The sequence below is a fragment of the Vibrio sp. A1-1 genome, assembly GCF_021728175.1.
Lineage (GTDB): Bacteria > Pseudomonadota > Gammaproteobacteria > Enterobacterales > Vibrionaceae > Vibrio > Vibrio diabolicus.
In genome coordinates, this window is the sequence record NZ_JAKKCL010000045.1 from 1 (window position 1) to 2,373 (window position 2,373).

3 protein-coding genes are annotated in these 2,373 nt (G+C 46.6%); all 3 read left to right on the forward strand.

The features are described 5' to 3' along the window. Nucleotides 1-80: 80 nt before the first annotated feature. The 3 genes from L3V30_RS23875 to L3V30_RS23885 are packed head-to-tail and all read left to right on the forward strand — an operon-like array spanning nt 81 to nt 2,340. Complete coding sequence (locus tag L3V30_RS23875; protein ID WP_222787578.1) at nt 81-401, forward strand: IS66 family insertion sequence element accessory protein TnpB; 321 nt, start codon at nt 81-83, stop codon at nt 399-401. Continuing rightward, the gene (gene tnpB / locus L3V30_RS23880; RefSeq protein WP_031497581.1) at nt 398-751 is read left to right on the forward strand and encodes an IS66 family insertion sequence element accessory protein TnpB; all 354 of its coding nucleotides are present in this window, start codon (nt 398-400) and stop codon (nt 749-751) included. Before L3V30_RS23875 ends, tnpB begins: the two co-directional genes overlap by 4 nt. Nucleotides 752-810: 59 nt before the next feature. Next, nucleotides 811-2,340 carry an IS66 family transposase gene (locus L3V30_RS23885; protein ID WP_222770707.1) on the forward strand — a complete coding sequence of 510 codons (1,530 nt, stop codon included), beginning with the start codon at nt 811-813 and terminating at the stop codon, nt 2,338-2,340. Nucleotides 2,341-2,373: the final 33 nt, after the last annotated feature.

Genomic DNA, 2,373 nt, shown 5'->3' on the forward strand with positions numbered 1-2,373 from the left:
GTAAGCGCGTCATAAACACCGCATTCTAATCGTCTAGCCCGAATAATAAGATCAAACCTCCAACCCAAAGGAGATTTGAAATGGCTAAACGACGCACTAACCAAGAGTGGCGAACCCTGTTCGAGCAATATGAATCCAGCCAACTATCACAACGATTATTCTGTGAACGTAACGGCCTCAGCCTTTCCACTTTTTATGCTAAGCGCCAACAATTAAAGCACATCGAAAAACCGAACGCAGTTGGCTTTGTTAAAGCCGAAGTCGTTGAAAAGACCACAAAGTATCAAGCCACTCACGTTGCAGTGGCCAACATGACACTGCTTGTCAACGATGTTGAACTGAGCATTCCGCAAGGCACGCCAGCGACCTATCTTGCAGAGCTTATCGGTGCGCTGTCATGAAACGTATGCTTAGCGCTCCAGAGATTTATTTATATCGTGAAAGTGTCGATTTTAGAAAGTCCATCAACGGCCTTGCTGCGATTATCGAAAGTGACACCGACTTACCTTTAGGAAGTGGCGCACTGTTCCTGTTTACCAACAAACAGCGCGACAAAATTAAAGTGTTGTACTGGGATAAAACAGGCTTCGCTCTCTGGTATAAACGCCTTGAAAAAGCTAAGTACAAGTGGCCATCAAAAGAGAAAAATGAGGTGTTTACCCTGACTCAATTTGAGCTTGATAGGCTGCTTTCTGGCTTCACGATTATCGGCCACAAACCTGTTCGAATAAAAGATTTTACAATGACTTAAGCGATAATAAAGCCTTATCCGCCAAGCGTTAACGGCATGATTTTAGTATAATAAACACCATGAAAAAGACGCCAAATATCAACCCAGAAAGCCAAGATGTTGCCGAGCTACAAGCGATGGTGAAAGCGCTGATGGCGTCAGAAAACCAACTGAAACAAGAACGCCAGTCGCTACTTGAACAGCTCAAGCTTGCCTTCGACCGTCAGTTCGCTAGACGCTCGGAGGCGTTAAAGCCTTACGATGAATCCCAAGGTGATCTCTTCAACGAAGCGGAATGTGAAGCTGCTAAGGAAGAAGAGGTTGAGGTCACGACAACCACCACAACGAAGAAACGGGGTAAACGCAAGCCCCTCCCAAAGACTTTGCCTCGTGAGGTTATCGAACTCGATTTAGACGACCATGAAAAGCAGTGCGCTTGCTGTAAGCATAGTCTGCATAAAATCGGTGAAGACCGCAGTGAGAAACTTGAGTTCTCACCAGCGGTGCTCAAAGTGCTGGAATATGTTCGTCCTAAATATGCTTGTCGTCAGTGCGAGCAAACTGAAGACAACAATCACATTGTTCAAAAGCCAGCTCCACAAAGCATTATCCCGAAGAGCTTCGCGACAGAAAGCTTACTGGCCAACATCATCCTTGGTAAATACCAATACGCGATGCCACTGTATCGCCAAGAGTCGTTGTTTACTCAGTCGGGTATCGAGCTATCACGGACTACTATGGCAAGGTGGGTTATCCAAGTCAGTGAGAAGTTCGCACCTCTCTATGCCGCTCTAAAAGAGCACTTACTTCAACAAGTGGTGGTTCAGGCGGATGAAACGCCGCTCAATGTCCTCAAGGAAGATAAACAATGTTACATGTGGCTCTACTGCTCGGGCGCAGACTCGCCAGAAGCTGCTCTCCCCAATGTGAAAAATATCGCCTTGTACGACTATCAAAACAGTCGCGCGAGGGCATGCCCTGTTGCCTTCTTGGGGGATTACAGTGGTTATCTGCAAACCGATGGCTATGGTGCCTATGATGGTCTTCATCAAGTGACCAATGTTGGCTGCTTGGCGCATGCACGACGTAAGTTCATGGACGCAAAAAAGCTGCAAGGCAAAGGTAAGTCAGGCAAAGCAGATAAAGCGCTGGCCAAAATCCAGAAGCTCTATGGAATAGAATCTCGCTTAAAAGGTGAATCTGCTGAAAAAAGAAAATCAGAACGTAAACAACATGCTAAGCCGATACTGGATGAGTTGTACGAGTGGATGACGACTCAACAAGTGATGGAGTCTAGCCCGCTGGGTAAGGCGATAAAATACACGCTCGGCCAATGGCTGAAACTTATCCGCTATATCGATGATGGTCATTTATCGATAGATAATAATCGTGCTGAACGCGCAATAAAACCGCTGGTCATTGGCAGAAAAAATTGGCTCTTCTCAACTAACCCTAATGGGGCTGAAGCGAGCGCGATGCTTTACAGCATCGTCGAGACCGCGAAAGCCAATGGACTCATCCTCTACGACTACATGGTCAAGTGCATGCAGGAATTAGCGAAAGCTGAACCTGATATCGATGCGCTCCTGCCTTGGAACTTCAAACATTAGCAAGATCGCCCCGTGGGTTCATGGGGCGTTTAC

What these genes read in the sequence shown, in the direction of transcription:
- L3V30_RS23875 (WP_222787578.1), top strand. Translation starts at nt 81, where the DNA reads ATGGCTAAACGACGCACTAACCAAGAGTGGCGAACCCTGTTCGAGCAA.
- L3V30_RS23885 (WP_222770707.1), top strand. Translation starts at nt 811, where the DNA reads ATGAAAAAGACGCCAAATATCAACCCAGAAAGCCAAGATGTTGCCGAG.
- tnpB (WP_031497581.1), top strand. Translation starts at nt 398, where the DNA reads ATGAAACGTATGCTTAGCGCTCCAGAGATTTATTTATATCGTGAAAGT.